The organism is Micromonospora sp. HNM0581 (genome assembly GCF_012726175.1).
In the GTDB taxonomy this organism is placed as follows: Bacteria; Actinomycetota; Actinomycetes; order Mycobacteriales; family Micromonosporaceae; genus Micromonospora.
In genome coordinates this window covers 157,409-173,510 of sequence record NZ_JAASAD010000009.1, presented here as the reverse complement: position 1 = coordinate 173,510, position 16,102 = coordinate 157,409, and the positions used below count along the sequence as shown (strand labels likewise).

15 protein-coding genes are annotated in these 16,102 nt (G+C 70.8%); 1 reads left to right on the top strand and 14 read right to left on the bottom strand.

Annotated elements, in window-relative coordinates:
* Positions 1 to 9 precede the first annotated feature (9 nt).
* The 8 genes from ahcY to HCA58_RS13760 form a co-directional block, all read right to left on the bottom strand.
* Positions 10 to 1,509, bottom strand: coding sequence for an adenosylhomocysteinase (gene ahcY / locus HCA58_RS13795; protein WP_169598221.1), 1,500 nt, complete (start codon positions 1,507 to 1,509; stop codon positions 10 to 12).
* A gap of 290 nt (positions 1,510 to 1,799) precedes the next feature.
* On the bottom strand, positions 1,800 to 2,957 hold the full coding sequence (gene manA / locus HCA58_RS13790; RefSeq protein ID WP_169598220.1) for a mannose-6-phosphate isomerase, class I: 1,158 nt from the start codon (positions 2,955 to 2,957) through the stop codon (positions 1,800 to 1,802).
* A 3-nt stretch (positions 2,958 to 2,960) separates the two neighbouring features.
* Complete coding sequence (locus HCA58_RS13785; protein ID WP_169598219.1) at positions 2,961 to 3,119, bottom strand: hypothetical protein; 159 nt, start codon at positions 3,117 to 3,119, stop codon at positions 2,961 to 2,963.
* Positions 3,116 to 4,312, bottom strand: coding sequence for an SIS domain-containing protein (locus HCA58_RS13780; protein WP_169598218.1), 1,197 nt, complete (start codon positions 4,310 to 4,312; stop codon positions 3,116 to 3,118). Before HCA58_RS13780 ends, HCA58_RS13785 begins: the two co-directional genes overlap by 4 nt.
* Entirely contained in the window at positions 4,309 to 4,491 is a 183-nt protein-coding gene (locus HCA58_RS13775) for a Trm112 family protein (RefSeq protein WP_169598217.1), read from the bottom strand. Before HCA58_RS13775 ends, HCA58_RS13780 begins: the two co-directional genes overlap by 4 nt.
* 61 nt (positions 4,492 to 4,552) lie before the next feature.
* Positions 4,553 to 5,932: a phosphomannomutase/phosphoglucomutase gene (locus HCA58_RS13770; protein WP_169598216.1), complete on the bottom strand. Its 1,380-nt coding sequence runs from the start codon at positions 5,930 to 5,932 to the stop codon at positions 4,553 to 4,555.
* Positions 5,933 to 6,035: 103 nt separating this feature from the next.
* The gene (locus HCA58_RS13765) at positions 6,036 to 7,376 is read right to left on the bottom strand and encodes a hypothetical protein (protein WP_346775981.1); all 1,341 of its coding nucleotides are present in this window, start codon (positions 7,374 to 7,376) and stop codon (positions 6,036 to 6,038) included.
* 37 nt (positions 7,377 to 7,413) lie between these two features.
* Positions 7,414 to 8,853: an aldehyde dehydrogenase family protein gene (locus tag HCA58_RS13760; RefSeq protein ID WP_169598215.1), complete on the bottom strand. Its 1,440-nt coding sequence runs from the start codon at positions 8,851 to 8,853 to the stop codon at positions 7,414 to 7,416.
* Between the two features lie 139 nt (positions 8,854 to 8,992).
* Between HCA58_RS13760 and HCA58_RS13755 the strand changes: the two genes are divergently transcribed.
* On the top strand, positions 8,993 to 10,429 hold the full coding sequence (locus HCA58_RS13755; protein ID WP_169598214.1) for a gamma-aminobutyraldehyde dehydrogenase: 1,437 nt from the start codon (positions 8,993 to 8,995) through the stop codon (positions 10,427 to 10,429).
* Positions 10,430 to 10,576: 147 nt separating this feature from the next.
* Here the strand turns inward: HCA58_RS13755 and HCA58_RS13750 are convergent, their stop codons facing one another.
* From HCA58_RS13750 to HCA58_RS13725, 6 genes are all read right to left on the bottom strand, one after another.
* A complete protein-coding gene (locus HCA58_RS13750) occupies positions 10,577 to 11,272 on the bottom strand; it encodes a hypothetical protein (RefSeq protein WP_169598213.1) in 696 nt (231 codons plus the stop codon).
* A 119-nt stretch (positions 11,273 to 11,391) separates the two neighbouring features.
* Entirely contained in the window at positions 11,392 to 11,679 is a 288-nt protein-coding gene (locus tag HCA58_RS13745) for a G5 domain-containing protein (protein ID WP_346775980.1), read from the bottom strand.
* Positions 11,680 to 11,687: 8 nt separating this feature from the next.
* Positions 11,688 to 12,947, bottom strand: coding sequence for a saccharopine dehydrogenase C-terminal domain-containing protein (locus tag HCA58_RS13740; RefSeq protein WP_169598256.1), 1,260 nt, complete (start codon positions 12,945 to 12,947; stop codon positions 11,688 to 11,690).
* Positions 12,947 to 14,350 carry an FAD-dependent oxidoreductase gene (locus tag HCA58_RS13735; protein WP_169598212.1) on the bottom strand — a complete coding sequence of 468 codons (1,404 nt, stop codon included), beginning with the start codon at positions 14,348 to 14,350 and terminating at the stop codon, positions 12,947 to 12,949. The genes HCA58_RS13740 and HCA58_RS13735 overlap by 1 nt, the downstream gene beginning before the upstream one ends.
* Complete coding sequence (locus tag HCA58_RS13730) at positions 14,347 to 15,186, bottom strand: ABC transporter permease (RefSeq protein WP_346775979.1); 840 nt, start codon at positions 15,184 to 15,186, stop codon at positions 14,347 to 14,349. Before HCA58_RS13730 ends, HCA58_RS13735 begins: the two co-directional genes overlap by 4 nt.
* Positions 15,183 to 16,097, bottom strand: a complete 915-nt coding sequence (locus tag HCA58_RS13725; protein WP_169598211.1) for an ABC transporter permease — start codon at positions 16,095 to 16,097, stop codon at positions 15,183 to 15,185. The genes HCA58_RS13730 and HCA58_RS13725 overlap by 4 nt, the downstream gene beginning before the upstream one ends.
* Positions 16,098 to 16,102 lie beyond the last annotated feature (5 nt).

The window sequence follows — 16,102 nt, the reverse complement described above, 5'->3', positions numbered from 1 at the left end:
CGGCGCCGCTCAGTAGCGGTAGTGGTCCGGCTTGAACGGGCCCTCCACGGCGACGCCAAGGTAGGCGGCCTGCTCCTTGCTGAGCGTCGTCAGCTTCGCGCCGAGCGCGTCGAGGTGCAGCCGGGCGACCTTCTCGTCGAGGTGTTTGGGCAGCACGTACACGCCGGTCGGGTACTCGTCGGTCTTGGTGTACAGCTCGATCTGGGCGATCGTCTGGTTGGCGAACGAGTTGGACATGACGAAGCTGGGGTGCCCGGTGGCGTTGCCGAGATTCAGCAGGCGGCCCTCGGACAGCACGATGATGGCGTGACCGTCGTCGAACGTCCAGAGGTCGACCTGGGGCTTGATGTTCTCCCGGGTGACATCGGGACGCTTCGCCAGACCCGCCATGTCGATCTCGTTGTCGAAGTGGCCGATGTTGCCGACGATGGCCTGGTGCTTCATCCGGGCCATGTGCTCGTTGGTGATGACGTCGTAGCAGCCGGTCGCGGTGATGAAGATGTCGGCCTGCTCGACGACGTCGTCCAGGGTGGCGACCTGGTAGCCGTCCATCGCCGCCTGAAGTGCGCAGATCGGATCTACTTCGGTCACCACGACCCGGGCACCCTGGCCGCGAAGTGACTCGGCGCAGCCCTTGCCCACGTCGCCGTAGCCCATCACCACGGCCATCTTGCCGCCGATCAGGGTGTCGGTGGCCCGGTTGATGCCGTCGATGAGCGAGTGCCGGCAGCCGTACTTGTTGTCGAACTTGCTCTTGGTCACCGAGTCGTTGACGTTGATCGCCGGGAAGAGCAGCGTGCCGGAGCGGTGCATCTCGTAGAGCCGGTGCACCCCGGTGGTGGTCTCCTCGGTGACCCCCTTGATGCCGGCGGCGATCCGCGTCCACCGTTGGCCGTCCGCAGCCAGCGAGCGGTGCAGGACGTCGAGGATGACCGCGTACTCCTCGGAGTCGGCGGACTCGACCGGCGGCACGGACCCGGCCTTCTCGAACTCGGCGCCCTTGTGAACGAGCAGCGTGGCGTCGCCACCGTCGTCCAGGATCATGTTCGGGCCGTCCCCGTCCGGCCAGTCGAGCACCTGCTCGGTGCACCACCAGTACTCTTCGAGAGTCTCGCCCTTCCAGGCGTACACCGGGACTCCTGACGGAGCTTCGACGGTGCCCTCCGGGCCTACCACCACCGCCGCGGCGGCATGGTCCTGGGTGGAGAAGATGTTGCACGACGCCCAGCGGACCTGCGCGCCGAGCGCGACCAGGGTCTCGATCAGCACGGCGGTCTGGATGGTCATGTGCAGCGACCCTGTGACCCGCGCCCCGGCGAGCGGCTGCGCGTCGGCGAACTCACGCCGGATCGCCATCAGGCCGGGCATTTCGTGCTCGGCGAGGCGGATCTCCTTACGCCCGAACTCGGCGAGCGACAGATCCGCCACCTTGAAGTCGCCCTCGGCGAGAGTGCGCGGCCGGGCCTCGGACGACGTACCACTTACGGACACCGGGAGGGTGCTGGTCATGAAAGCTCCTGTCGGACGATGGTGCTGCGCAACCTCCCACCTTACGCGCGTTGACGGTGGCCGGGCGGGCCAGTCACGGACAGCGCACGGGGCGGCCGGTGTGGACGTGTGCCGTCCAACGCCGCCCGCCCCGCGCATCCCCCCGGTTTGGTTCCCCCGCGCGTTCTCGGACCATCGTCGCGATAACGCTACGCACCCATAGAGTCACACTAAGCAAGTTGCAAGTCAAGTCATTCCGGAAAATTCGGGCTCATCGGTCGGCGAAGATCGGAATTCGACTCGCAACGGTCTCAGGCCAAGCCAGTCGAGGCGATATACGTCTCACCCTCCCCGGTGACCGTGAGTGCACCGGCTGCGGCCGGCCCGACCCCGGCCCGGCCGGGCCCGAGGGTCACCGACGCCGAACCGTCGGTCACGGTGATCCGACCCGCGGTACACAGCACCACCCGCGGGCCCGCCACCGCCAACGTCACCTCGCGTCGCCCGTCTCCGACGGTCACCCGGTGCAGGGCGAAATCGTCCACCGGCACCGCCCAGGTCACCACCCCGCCAGCGACCTCCCGTGGTGCGACCACCGGCCGGTCGAGCACCTCGAAACGAAGCACCCGCAGCAGTTCGGCCACGTCCACATGCTTCGGGGTCAACCCGCCCCGCAACACGTTGTCGCTGGCGGCCATCACCTCCACACCGATGCCCCGCAGGTAGGCGTGCAGGTTCCCCGCCGGCATCCAGATCGCCTCACCGGGGTTGAGTCGCACCCGGTTGAGCAGCAACGCGACAAGCACTCCAGGATCGGCCGGGTACGCCTCGGCCAGCAGCGCCACCAGGTCCGCGTCCGGGCCGTCAGCACCCCGGGCCGCCGCCACCAAGCCGGCACGCTCCGCCGTCGGCCATTCCAACAGCCTACGTACCGCCTCGGCGAGCCCCGCCGGCCCGCCGGCCAACGCGTCGATCACCGGGCGTAGTTCCGGTACGCCCAACGCGGCGAGCGCCCGCACCGAGGCGCCAGGCTCCCGGAACCCGCAAAGCGCCTCCATCGGCCCGAGCGCCACCAGCAGCTCCGGCTTGTGGAAGGGATCGACGTAGTTGCGGTGTGCACCGGAGCGGAGCTGTTCGGCGGCGTGGCCGGTCCGCGCCTGCTCGGCGTCCGGATGCGCCTGAAGGCTCAGTGGGGCCGCCGCGGCCAGCACCTTGAGCAGGAACGGCAGTCGGGGCCCGAACCGGTCGAGTACCGGCCGGCCGAGCCACCGGACGGGCTCGGCGGCGAGTACCTCGGTGAGGGCGACCCGTTCACCGTCACGCTCGACGGCGGCCGGCGCGGACGGATGCGCCCCCAACCACAGCTCCGCCTCGGGCGCCACGCTCGGTGCCGGCCGCCCCTGCAGTTCGGCGAGCGCCGACCGGGAACCCCACGCGTAGTTCCTGATCGGCCCGTGCAGTGCCTCCACCGGTCAGCGCCCAGCGTGCCCGGACATGCTGACCGACCCGACCACGATGAGCCTCGACGACGACCGACCCGCCGACCGCGGAGACACCACGTCCGTCCCGGCGATGCCGGCGCCGACCAGCGACGCGGCGGTGATCACCTCGGGGCCACCCTGCGTGCTCACTGGTTGGCCAGTTCCTTCATCTCGGTGATCGCCGGCACCGCCATCGGATCCAGGCCGTGCGCCAACGCGAGGTAGATCGACGCGAAGTCCGGCACCGCCACCAGCGAAGCGAGCCGCTCCAGTGCCGAACCACCCTCGGCGGTGACCACGTCGCACCGGACGCCCCGCCGCTCGGCGAGAGTCTGCACCGCATCCGCGCGCCGCTCCTCGACGGCCAAGGGCTCGTCGGCGTCGTCATCGGCGTTGAGGCCACCGTCACGCAGCAGCACCAGCCGCAGGCGGGTACCTTCGCCCTCCGACTCGTCGGGATCGGCGAAGATGTCCCGCTCCCCCTCGGCGAGGCCACCGAAAACACCGTCGAGGAGTCCGACGCGGCCCCGACCGGCCTCGCCGAGCGCGCCGGTGACCACCGGATACCGGGCGTTCGCCGACAAGGTGTCGCCGAAACGACGGGCGGCGACCGAGGCCAACGGCGACGAGCCCCACACGATCGGAACCGACCCGGCCAGCCCGAGGGCCAGGGACTTCGCCGGATTGACGAAGGACTCCGCCGTCGGGCGACTACGATCCGCGTCGGCGTCCAGCCGGGCCGCCGTCTCGGCCAGGTCCGCCTCGTTGACCTTGACCAGCCCGAGCGCCCGGGCGGCCAGCAGGACCGGCACGGTCAGCCCCCAGAGACTGGCCCGCGCAGGTGCCCGCCGGGGCACCGGGATGAACGGGGCGCGGGCCCGCTCGGCGACCGAGTGAAGTTGCGAGTCCGCCGGGCCGACCGCCACCAGGCGGGCGCCCCGGCGGTGGGCAGCCTCCGCCGCGCCCAACGCCTCCGGGCTGCGGCCCGAAGCGCTGATCGCGATCACCACGTCCGCCGCGCCGACCCAGCCTGGTACACCGGCGCTGCGGTGTGCGATGACCGGAACCGGGCAGCGCGGCCCGGCGACCGTTGCCAGCACGTCACCGGTACGTCCGGCGGTGCCGATGCCGGCGATCACCACCGCCCGGGGACGACCCTCGTCGGCGAGCACGGAGAGATTCGCCTCGGCGGCCAGGGCCGCCGACTCGCGTACCTGTGCGCCTGCCGACGCGGTGTGGCGCAACATGCCACCCGGATCGCGCTCGGCGAGGGCCTGCGGGTCGTCGAGCAGTCTTTCGTCGGCGTTGCGGTGTCCGCTGACGCCGGCCGTCCCCTCGATCACGATCCCTCCGCAGGGCCACGCGCCTCGTCCAGCAGCAGCACCGGCACGTCGTCGCGGACCTCGAAGATCCGGCCACACTCGGTGCAGGTCAGCGTCTGGTCCGGCGCCCTGTAGGTGAGCGGGGCATGGTGTGTGTCCGGGCAGGCGAGGATTTCCAGCAACTGCGGATCGAGGGCCACTGCGCGGCTCCTTCCACGGGGCGGCTTCACCGGTCGGGGGTGCCGACCGGCGCGGGCGATCTTATCGGCGAACCACGTCCAGCACCTCGTCACGCAGCGCGGTCATCCGCCCGGCGCTCGGTGCCTCGACGTTGAGCCGCAGCAGCGGCTCGGTGTTCGAAGCGCGCAGGTTGAACCACGCCCCGTCAGGAAAGCGCAGGGTGAGCCCGTCCATCTCGTCGGCGTCGGCGTCCGGGTACGCGGCGCGTACCTCGGCAACCTTCGCCGCCTGGTCCGCCACCGTCGAGTTGATCTCGCCGGAGGCGACGTACCGCTCATACTCGGCGGCCAGCGTGGACAGCGGCAGCGGCTGCTCACCGAGCGCCGCCAGCGTGTGCATCGCCGCCAGCATCCCGGTGTCGGCGAACCAGAAGTCCCGGAAGTAGTAGTGCGCCGAATGCTCCCCCCCGAAGACCGCGTTGGTACGCGCCATCTCGGCCTTGATGAAGGAGTGGCCCACCCGGGCCACCACCGGCTCACCGCCGTGCTCGCGGATGATCTCGGGCACCGCGCTGGAGGTGATCAGATTGTGGATCACCGTCGAACCGGGATGCTTGGCCAACTCCCGAGCAGCCACCAACGCGGTGATCGCCGACGGCGAGACCGGCTCACCGCGCTCGTCGACCACGAAGCACCGGTCGGCGTCCCCGTCGAACGCCAGACCGATGTCCGCGCCGTGCGTCACCACCGCGCGTTGCAGGTCGACCAGGTTGGCCGGATCCAACGGGTTGGCCTCGTGGTTGGGGAACGTCCCGTCCAGTTCGAAGTACAACGGCACGATCCGCAGCGGCAGAGCCGCCAGGGCGACGTCGCCGAGCACACTCGGCACGGTGTGTCCACCCATCCCGTTGCCGGCGTCGACCACCACGGTCAGCGGCCGGATGCCGCGAAGGTCCACCAGTGTGCGCAGGTGTGCCGCGTAGTCGGGCAGCAGATCGCGCCGCTGGGTCGGTGCGGTCGGCTCACCGAGGGGTTCGTCCTTGTCGAGCAGGGCCTGGGCCCGGTCACGCACCTCGGCCAGGCCGCTGTCCTGTCCGACGGGACGCGCACCGGCGTGGCACAGCTTGATGCCGTTGTACTGCGCCGGGTTGTGACTCGCGGTGAACATCGCCCCGGGCAACCCGAGCGCACCAGAGGCGTAGTAGACCATGTCGGTCGAGGCGAGCCCGATCTCGATGACCGGCCGTCCCTCGGCACGTACCCCGGTGGCGAAGGCGGCAGCCAGACCGGGACCGGAGGCCCGCATGTCATGCCCGATCAGCACCGCCTGCCCCGGCTCACCGGCGACGTCGAGCATCTGGGCGAAGGCGACGCCGAGCGCACCGGCGACACGCTCGTCCCACTGGTCCGGCACCGTTCCACGGACGTCGTACGCCTTCACGATCCGGGACAGATCAGACACCGGTTCCACTCCTCGCCTGCGGGTCGCCAACGAACCTGAGCGTATCGGAGCGACGGCGCCCACCCCGGCTCAGCCGTCGAGCCCGCGCCGACGCTCCGGCTCGTCACCCCTCCCCGCGCCCGGGTGACCGGTCCGGATGCCCCGGAGCGCCCTCCTGACCTGGGTCCGCCGGCGGCACGGACGACGGTGCGGCGGGTGGCCCCGAGGTCTGTGCGGCGCTGTCGTTCGACCCGGCGGGTCGGGCACCGTAGACACCGCCGGTCGGACGGGGGGCCGGGGTGCCGCCGTAGACCCGCGGCGTGCCGGGTCGGCTCGTCCCGTACGTCGGACCGGTCCCCGAACCGTACGACTGGCCGGGCGTCGTGGTGGGCCTGCCCCCCGGGCCGTGCGGTGGTGCCGGCGCCCCCGCCGGGGCCGGCGTGACGGCGGCACCCTGGCCACCGCCGGACCGGTAGGTGGTGCCGCCCTGGGCACGGGGTGGTGGCATCTCGAACCCGTCGACCGGGCGCCTACGGTCTCGGCGGGAGCGGTGGATCAGCAGCCCGATGAGCAGCGCCCCGGCGGCGACCATGGCGACACCGAAGTACATCACCGGCGACCCGCCGGAGGATCCGCCCTCGGTCTGGGCGAGGCTGTCCGTCGTCTCCGCAGCGAGCGCGACCGTGGGCGTCGCCTCGACTGCCGGTTCCTCGGCCACCTCCTCGCTCGGCGACGGCGTGGGCGTGGGCGACGCGGATGGTGTCGCCGGGGTCCGACCGCCGTCCACCCGCGACGACGCGGCGGCCCGCCCCAGCACTGCGCCCTGCGCCGTGCTCGCCTCACCGGTCACCACCAGGCGGCCACCGGGGGCGTCCGCGGCGAAGGCCACGCGGTAGCGCATCGTGACACTCTTGCCCCGGCAGATCTCGTCCCGGTCCGGAGCGACCGGCGCGGTGGTGACCAGCCCTGCCTGTCCGGCGATGCCGACCGGCTCCCAACGCCCCCCCACGTTGGCCTGCACCGCCACCTGGTCGACCCGTACGTCGGGCAGGCTCAGGCCCAGGACGGTGCGCACCCGCGCGCAGCCGTCGGTGCGCTTGCGCACCTCCACCGTCACCCCCTCGGCCGACCGGCCCGCGGTGAAGCTACCTGCCGAACGCACCCGCACCCGGTCCTCGTCGGCGTGTGCGGGGGCGCCACCGAGCACTACCAGGGCGACCAGGAACACGCAGACCGCCACGAGCCGCGCCGTGTGCCGACGTACCGACATGATCAACCACCGTTCCTCCCCCGACGGGGGAACGCCGGTCAGGCTACTACCGGGGCCCGACCTCGGCTGGCCATCGAGCACCCCGCATGTGCGCCGTACCACGTCCCGACGCCCCTGCTCGCTGGTGCCGCGCCGGCCACCCGGCTGCTCGGCCGCGCCCCACCCCGGGTACGCGAGGATGGTCGTCGGTGCCACCGCCGGTCGTCGGCAGGGCAGCGAACTCCGCCGACGGTCAGAGCCGCACACCGGTCAACACGGTGACCCGCGGTTCGGTGTAGTCGTCCATGGCGCTGTGCAGTCCCTCCCGGCCCACACCGCTGCCTTTCATGCCGCCGTACGGCATCTGCTCGGCGCGGTAGGACGGGACGTCACCGACGATCACTCCGCCCACCTCCAGTGTCCGTGCCGCAGCGAACGCCACGTCGAGGCGGTGCGTGAAGACACCAGCCTGCAACCCGTACGCCGAGTCGTTGATCGCCGCGAAGCCGGCGTCGTCGTCGGCCACCCGGTCCACCACGAGCACCGGACCGAAGACCTCCTCGGCGTGGACCTTCGCGTCCCGGGGCACTGCGCTGAGAATGGTGGGCGGGTAGGTCGCGCCGTCGCGCCGACCGCCGGTCTCGATGGTGGCGCCAGCCGTCACCGCCGCGTCCACCCACTCCTCCACCCGGCGGGCTGCCGCCTCCGACACGAGCGGACCGACATCGGTGAGCGGGTCGGCCGGGTCGCCGGTACGCAGCTCCCGCACCGCCGCGACCAGTCGGGGCAGGAAACCGTCGTAGAGCCACTCGTGCACGTAGACCCGCTGTACCGCGATGCACGACTGACCGGCCTGGTAGTTGGAGAAGGTGGCGATCCGTTGGGCTGCGAAGCTCAGCTCCTCGTCACCGGCCCAGTCCTGGCAGAGCAGTACCGCCGCGTTGCCGCCCAGCTCGAGCGTTACGTGCTTGTCGGGTACCGAGCGACGGATCATCGCGCCGACCGGTCCGGAGCCGGTGAACGAGACGATCGGCAGTCGGGGATCGTTGACCAGCTCGGCGGCACGCTCGTTGGGCAGTGGCAGTACGGAGAACATGCCCTCCGGTAGCTCGGTCTCGGCCAGAAGCTCGCCCAGCAGCAGCGCGGACAGCGGGGTGGCCGGGGCCGGCTTGACGACGATCGGCGCGCCGACCGCGATCGCCGGGGCGACCTTGTGCGCCACCAGGTTCAGCGGGAAGTTGAACGGTGTGATGCCGAGCACCGGCCCCTTCGGTACCCGGCGTACCAGGGCGATGCGCCCGGCGGCGGCCGGATCGGTGTCGAGCCGTTGCAGTTCGCCGGAGAAGCGACGGGCCTCCTCGGCCGCCCAGCGGAAGGTGGAGGTGGCCCGGCCCACCTCGGCCCGCGCCCACCTGATCGGTTTGCCGTTCTCCGCGGTGATCAGCTCGGCGATGTCCTCGGCTCGTTCGGCGAGGCGGCGCGAGACGTGGTCCAGGGCCGCCGCCCGGACGTACGCGGGCAGCGCTGCGGCGGTCGCGGCCACGTCGGCCGCCGCCGACACGGCCGCCTCGACCTGGTCGGCGGTGGCGAGGGTGGTACGCCCGACCGGGCGGCCGTCGTAGGGGTGGTAGACGGTCACCTCGTCGACACCGTGGACGGGGCGGCCGGCGACGAAGAACGCTGTGGGCTCCACGTGAGCAGGGTAAACGACGGGCCGGCCGACGGAAACAGTCGCGCTAGCCCTTGTCTGCCGCGAATTCAGTAGCGAAGATGGCAGCAATATTGCGAGAACCGCCGCAGCGAGACCCCGAACCCCTCGGAGTGATCCAGTCATGAGCGACAAGCAGAGGCTGCGCAACTTCGTCGACGGCGAGTACGTCGATCCGGTCGACGGCGGCTACGCCGACCTGATCGACCCGTGCACCGGCGAGGTCTTCGCCCACACGCCGGTCTCCGGTGCCGCCGACGTGGACGCGGCGATGCGCGCCGCCGCCACCGCCTTCGACGGCTGGCGGGACAGCACCCCGGCGGAGCGCCAGCGGGCACTGCTCAAGCTCGCCGACGCGGTCGAGGCCCGGGCTGCCGACCTGGTCGACGCGGAGGTACGCAACACCGGCAAGCCCCGCCAGCTCACCGCCGACGAGGAGCTGCCACCGGCCGTGGACGAGTTCCGCTTCTTCGCCGGTGCCGCCCGGCTCCTGGAGGGACGCTCGGCCGGCGAGTACCTGGCCGGGCACACCTCCTACGTCCGACGCGAGCCGATCGGGGTCTGCGCCCAGGTCACCCCCTGGAACTATCCACTGATGATGGCGGTCTGGAAGATCGCTCCCGCGCTCGCGGCCGGCAACACCGTGGTGCTCAAACCCTCGGACACCACCCCGGTGTCGACGCTGCTGCTGGCCGAGATCGCCGCCGAGCATCTACCGCCGGGCGTGTTCAACGTGGTCTGCGGCGACCGGGACACCGGCCGAGCCCTGGTCGCGCATCCCACCCCACAGCTGGTCTCCATCACCGGCTCGACCCGGGCCGGCATGGAGGTGGCGGCGGCCGCCGCCCCCGACCTCAAACGCACCCACCTGGAACTGGGCGGAAAAGCGCCGGTCGTGATCTTCGATGACGCGGACATCGCCGCGGCGGCCGAGGCCATCGCGGTCGGCGGCTACTTCAACGCCGGCCAGGACTGCACGGCGGCCACTCGCGTGCTCACCGCACCCGGTGTCCACGCCGACTTCGTCGCCGCCCTCACCGAACAGGCCCGCGGCACCAGGACCGGCGCACCGGACGACGCCGACGTCCTGTACGGCCCGCTCAACAACGCCAACCAGTTGGCCCGGGTACGCGGATTCGTGGACCGGCTGCCTGACCACGCGACGGTGCAGACCGGAGGTACCCAGGTGGGCGAACGTGGCTACTTCTACGCACCCACCGTCGTCTCCGGGGTACGGCAGGACGACGAGATCGTCCAGGACGAGGTGTTCGGACCGGTCATCACCGTGCAGCGCTTCTCCGACGAGGACGAGGCGGTCCGCTGGGCCAACGGCGTCGACTACGGCCTGTCCGCCTCGGTCTGGACCAGGGACCACGGCCGGGCGATGCGGATGACCCGGCGGCTCGACTTCGGTTGCGTCTGGGTGAACACCCACATCCCGTTCATCTCCGAGATGCCGCACGGCGGCTTCAAGCACTCCGGGCACGGTAAGGACCTCTCCGTGTACAGCCTGGAGGACTACACCCGGATCAAGCACGTCATGCACCACATCGAGGGCTGACATGAGCACGACCAGTGAGCCGGGCCGGCAAGCCCCGCGACAGGGCACGACTCGACATCCTCGACACCGCCCTTGCGCTGACGGGCAACGAAGGACACCTTCCTGACGCCTCGCGTACCAGAAGGCGCCCTTCCTGACACCGGAGGCTCAGCGCAGCACCTCGACGGCGTTGTTGCGCACCAGGCTCCTGCCCGGCTCGCGGATCTGCTCCATCGCGGCGGAGTTCAACAGCACGCAACTACCGGAGGGGCCGGTGACGGTGACCGTCGTCGCCTTGCCGTTGTCCAGGTTGGTCACCCGCAACCGGGTACCGACCGGAAAGCGGTCGCTGGTCGCAGCCGGTTCGGCGGACTCCTCGAAGAAGGTGATCGCGCCCTGGCAGGCCGAGCCCGGTACGGGGCGGGCTGCCGGCGGTGAGGCCGAGCCCGGCCGGTCGCCGACCACGCCCGGCTGCCCCACACTCGGCTGCCCCACACCCGGCTGGGTGGTGTCGTCGCCGATCCGCTCGACCACGTTGCGGCGGATCACGTTCTTGCCGGTTTCGCGGACGAGTTCCATCGCGGCGGTGTTCAGCAGCACACAACTGCCCGAGGGACCGACCACGGTCACCTCCGCCGATCTGTCGTTGTCGAGATTCGTCACCCGCAGGCGGGTCCCGACGGGAAACTGGTTGCTGGTGGCAGCCGGTGCGCCTGGCTCGGCAGAGAACGTGATCGAGCCCGAGCAGACGCTCTGCCGGGTCGGTGCGCCCTGTGCGAACCCGAGCCCGGTGCCCACCGCCACCGTCGCCGCGGCGACCGCCGCCACCCCAGCCGCCAGGACATGCTTCCGCCGCAGCTTCACCTGTTCCTCCCGTCGTCACACCTCGTGTTTCGAGATCTGGTACGGCCTGGGAGCGCTTCCCAGTTCACCGGCGGGACACCTGTCGATAACAAGCCCTGAAGTAAACCGGCTCGAATCGCTCACAGCGGCCCGTAGCGGATGCTCCACGCTCCGGTAGACAACTTTCGGTAACGGTGCCGGTACGAAGCGCAGTGAGGGTGGCGGGGGGGCGGGGTGGGGTGGCGCGGCCCGTTTCCGCTGCCGCCGGCGCAGTCCACGCCGCTGGCGATCGGCACGCACGGGCTGTAGTTCGGGTCGCACCGGGAAGCAGGCTTGGTCCCCTCAGCGACGACCTCGGTGACCGCTTCTTTCGTCACCACGGAGCTGACCAGTTTCCGACCTGTCTGAACTCCGTCGACGACGGTCACCCGGTACGTCAGGGTACGTACGCCGTCGACCCGCCGGTACGGACGATCCGCTTACCTTCGGCGAGCGAGGAGTCTTCGAGGCCCCAGGGTGAGCCGTAGCCGGTCAGCAGGTCGAGGAAGGGTCCCGGCGGCAACGCCTCCGGGCCGAGCACCCCGACACCCGACCAGGTGCCAGCGGCCAAGAGTTCCAGCGCGACGACCGGGTTCACGGCTGTCTGCCAGACCACCGCCTGGTGGCCGTACTCCCGCATCGACCATTCGTTGTCGACCACGTGGTAGAGGTAGACCTCCCGCGGCCGGCCGTCGACACCGGTCCCCCGGACCCAGGTGCCGGCGCAGGTCTTCCCGCGCATCCGGTCGCCCAGGGTGGCCGGATCGGGTAGGCAGGCCGCCACCACGTCCCGCGGTGACACCGACACGTCACCCACCCGTACCGGCGAGGTCGCGGACAGGCCCAGCTTGTGCAGGGTCTTGAGCACTCCGACGAACTCGTCGCCGAGCCCGTACTTGAAGGTGACCCGCCGGGCCGACACCCACCGCGGGATCAGCAGCACCTCCTCGTGTTCGACGTTGACGCACTCGACCGGCCCGATGCCCGCCGGAAAGTGGAAGACCTCCGGCTCACTGAACGGCTCGGTGGTGTACCAGCCGCGCCCGGCCTCCCAGATGACCGGCGGGTTGAGGCACTCCTCGATCGTGGTCCAGATCGAGAACGACGGCGCGAAGTCGTACCCGTCCACGGTCAGGTTGGCCCCGTCACGTACCCCGATCTCGTCGATCTCGGCGAAGAGTTCGTCGGCGGCGTAGCGGGCGAACACGTCGGACAGGCCCGGCTCGACCCCGATGCCGCACAGCGCCAACCGACCCGACTCCGCCCATCGGTCGGCCACCGCGAACTGCTCGTCGCCGAGTTTCACCCCGGTCTCCTGGTAGGGCCGGGCCGGGTGTGGCCGCGACAGTGACATCGCCATGTCGAGGTAGTCCGCACCGGCTGCGTGGGCACCGTCGAAGATCGGCATGACGAAGCGGGGGTCGACCGCGTTGAGCACGTGGGTGATCCGATGTTCCCGGCAGAGCGCGGCGACCGCGTCAGCGGAAGCGGCGTCGACTGCGGCGGCGACGAAGCGGGCGTCGCGGCCGGCGACTGCCCGTGCCGCACGGCCGGCGTCATGGTCGGCGACCACGATGGTCTCGAAGAACTCCCGCCGGGCCGCGATGGCGACCACCGCGGAACCGACACCGCCGGCACCTACGAGCAGGATACGCATCACGAGTCGAACCCCAAACCACATCGATCGAGCGTACGGAGCCAGAGGTTGCGCCGCCCCTGTCGAGCATCGGCGCGGGCCAGGGACCAGCGGGTGAGCCCGATGCCCACCGCCCGGACCGGTTCGGGCGGGAACGGCAGCGGCCGGACGCGGACCAGGCCGAGCCGGGTCAGTGGCGTGTCGGCGCCGTCGAGCAGGTCGAGCATCACCCGGGCACCGAACCGGGTCGCACCGACGCCGAGCCCGGTGTAGCCGGTGGCGTAGGCGAGCCGACCGTCGTGGGCGGTGCCGAAGAACGGGAAGAACCGGGTGCAGGTGTCGATCACGCCACCCCAGCGGTGACTGAACCGCACCCCGTGGAGCTGCGGAAAGGTGGTGAAGAAGTGCGCGGCCAGGGCGGTGAAGGTGGCGTCCCGCTGCTCCAGCGTGGGTGTCATCCGGTTGCCGTAGTGGTAGACGGCGTCATAGCCGCCGAACAGGATCCGGTTGTCGCCGGTGATCCGGTAGTAGTGGAACTGGTTGCCCAGGTCCGCCAGCCCCTGCCGGTTGCGCCAACCTACGGAGTCCCGCTGCGCCGAGGTCAGCGGTTCGGTCATCAGGGCGTAGTCGTACACCGGCACGATCCGGGCCCGTAGCCGACGCAGCAGCGGCGGGAAGGCGTTCGTGGCGAGCACCACCCGCCCGGCACGCACCGCCCCCGGCACGCCGTCGGGCCCGACGGTACGCGCGAGCAGCGCACCACCGTCCTTGCGCAACCCGGCGACCCGGGTGTGTTCGTGGATCCGTACGCCCGCCGCCAGGCAGGCACGGCGCAACCCCCAGGCCAGTCGGGCCGGGTCGAGCATCGCCACCCGGTCCCGGTCCCACAGTCCGCCGAGGTAGGTCGGCGAATCCACCTCGGCGCGCACCTCGTCGGCGTCGAGCAGGGTCACCTGGTGACCGAACCGGCCAGCCAGCTCGACCTCCTCGGCCAGCCCGGCGAGCTGGTACGGCTCGACGGCGACGGAGAGTTCGCCGGTGCGCTCGAAGTCGCAGTCGATCCGGTGTTCCGCCACCGCCACCTCGATCGCGTCGAGATTGTCCCGACCGAGCCGCTCCAGTTCACCGATTTCGTCGGGGAACCGTCGTGCCCCGTTGGCCAGCCCGTGGGTGAGCGAGGCGGCACAGAAACCGCCGTTGCGACCGGAGGCCGCCCACCCGCAGGTGCCGGCCTCGACGAGCAGCACGTCCCGCCCCGGGTCGGCCTGCCGGGCCAACAGCGCCGCCCACAGTCCGCTGTAGCCGCCACCGATGACGAGCAGGTCGGCGCCGGTGGCGCCGGTCAGCGGCGGCAACGGATCGGGCCGTTCCGGCCGGTCCAGCCAGTACGGCACCCGTAGCGCGTCGGCGAGGGCCCGGGTCACGGCCGGCCGCCCACCTGGCGGGGAGCGGGGGCGATGGCCGCCCGGCGGGCCCGCCGTCCGCGCAGCGACGTGGCCAGCACCAGCAGCAGAGCGACCGCGAACATGGCCGTACCGATGACGTTCACCTGCGGCGGGATGCCACGCTGGGCGGCGCCCCAGACGTACATGGGGAACGTGACGGTGGTTCCGGAGTTGAAGTTCGTGACGATGAAGTCGTCGAAGCTCAGTGAGAACGCGAGCAGGGCGGCGGCCACGATGCCGGGCAACACCAGCGGCAGGGTGATCCGGCGGAACGTCTGCCACTCGCTGGCGTACAGGTCCATCGCGGCTTCTTCCAACCGCCCGTCCATACCGGACAGTCGCGCCTTGACGGTCACCACCACGAACGAGACGCAGAACATGACATGCGCGATGACGATGGTCCAGAAACCGAGTGGTACCCCGCCGGAGACGAACAGGGCGAGCAGTGAGGTACCCAGCACCAGCTCCGGCGTCGCCATCGGCAGGAAGATCAGGACGTTCAACCCGGAACGACCCCTGAACCGGTGCCGGGCCAGGGCGAAGGCCATGAGTGTGCCGAGCACGGTGGCCACCACGGTGGCGAGGAACCCGATCTGCACACTGCGCAGCACCGCGTCGCACATGTCGGAGGTAGCGCACGGGTTACGCCAGTTGTCGAGGGTGAACTCGTTGAAGTCGTACGACAGTCGGCTGGACGGGCGGTTGAACGACAGCCCGGCGACCACGCCGATCGGCAGGAAGAGGTAGCCGAGGACGAGCAACGCCACGCCGAGCACCCAGTGTTCGGCCAACCACCGTGAGATCCGCACGCTCACAGCACCTCCTCAGTGCCGGCGCGGCGTAGGTAGCCGAAGACCACCGCGAGGATCGCCGACATCAGCAGGAACGACAGTGCGGCGCCCTGCGGGTAGTCGAGCCGGACCAGGAACGCCGAGTCGATCACGTTGCCGATCATGTATTCGTTCGGGGTGCCGAGCAGCTCCGCGTTGATGTAGTCGCCGGTCGCCGGGATGAAGAAGAGCAAGGTGCCGGCGATCAGCCCCGGCATCGACAGTGGCAACGTCACCCGCCGGAAGGTCCTCAGCGGACTGGCGTACAGGTCGCTCGCTGCTTCCAGCAGCCGGTGGTCGAGCCGTTCCAGGCTCGCGTACAGCGGGAGCACCAGGAACGGCAGGAAGTTGTACGTCAGGCCGAGCACCACCGCGATCGGGGTGGCCAGTAGTCGACCGTCCGGGCCGAGCAGGTGCACGTCGCGCAGCAGCCCGACCAGCCAACCGTTGTCCGACAGGATCGTCTTCCAGGCCAGGGTACGCACCAGGAAGCTGGTGAACATCGGCGCGATCACGCAGACCAGCAGCAGGTTCTTCCACCTGCCGGCCTTCTGGGCGATCGCGTAGGCCAACGGGTAGCCCATCAGCAACGCCAGGACCAGTGCGATACCCGCGAAGAGGAACGACCGACCGAACTGCGGCCAGTACGCCTGCAACGCCGTCGGATAGTTGCCGACCGCCCAGGTCAGCGTGTACCCGGTGGAGAGCGAACCGGAGGGGTCGTACAGGCTGGCGGCGGCGAGTTGCACCAACGGCACGACGAAGAAGAGGAACAGCCAGGCCGCGCCCGGCAGCAGCAGCAGGTACGGCAGCAGCCGGTGACGCCCCGATCGGGCAGCCGGCGGCGGCGACGCCGGCTGCCCGGAGCCGGTCGGTGCGTGAGCCAACGCGCTCACCGGAC

What these genes read in the sequence shown, in the direction of transcription:
- ahcY (WP_169598221.1), bottom strand. Translation starts at nt 1,509, where the DNA reads ATGACCAGCACCCTCCCGGTGTCCGTAAGTGGTACGTCGTCCGAGGCC.
- HCA58_RS13755 (WP_169598214.1), top strand. Translation starts at nt 8,993, where the DNA reads ATGAGCGACAAGCAGAGGCTGCGCAACTTCGTCGACGGCGAGTACGTC.
- HCA58_RS13740 (WP_169598256.1), bottom strand. Translation starts at nt 12,947, where the DNA reads ATGCGTATCCTGCTCGTAGGTGCCGGCGGTGTCGGTTCCGCGGTGGTC.